1 tRNA gene and 1 rRNA gene are annotated in these 563 nt (G+C 43.2%); both read left to right on the forward strand.

Going from position 1 to position 563, the window contains the following annotated elements:
- The first annotated feature begins 22 nt into the window (after positions 1–22).
- Positions 23–99 (forward strand) — tRNA-Ala (locus CFT61_RS16435).
- A 207-nt stretch (positions 100–306) separates the two neighbouring features.
- Positions 307–563 (forward strand): 23S ribosomal RNA (locus CFT61_RS16440); the annotation flags it as partial.

The raw sequence follows: 563 nt of genomic DNA on the forward strand, positions 1-563 counted from the left end.
TTCTCAATTAATATCTCAAACTGGGGGATTAGCTCAGTTGGCTAGAGCACCTGCTTTGCACGCAGGGGGTCAACGGTTCGAATCCGTTATTCTCCACCAAGTCAACAACCTTCTAGGTTATGAATTGACATAAGATCTTTGACATATTGACACAAGCAAAACTGTAAGTAATGAACTTTAGTTCAGACTAAAGTGAATCAAATCGCAAGATGAGATTTCACAAGTTAGAATACAGCTGAAAGTATGAGCTACTTATTCGTTGTCGAGTAATCAGCAATGATAAACGAGATGACAAATACAGTCGTAAAGAAAGTAAGAAAGGGCGTATGGCGGATGCCTAGGCTCACGGAGGCGATGAAGGACGTGATAAGCTGCGATAAGCTTCGGGTAGGTGCAAATAACCCTTGATCCGAAGATTTCCGAATGGGACAACCTAGCCGTCTGAAGGACGGTTACTAGCACTCATGTGTTAGAGCTAACGCAGGGAACTGAAACATCTTAGTACCTGCAGGAAGAGAAAATAAATTAATGATTCCCCCAGTAGTGGCGAGCGAACGGGGAAT

The organism is Segatella copri (genome assembly GCF_002224675.1).
GTDB classification, from domain to species: domain Bacteria; phylum Bacteroidota; class Bacteroidia; order Bacteroidales; family Bacteroidaceae; genus Prevotella; species Prevotella copri_U.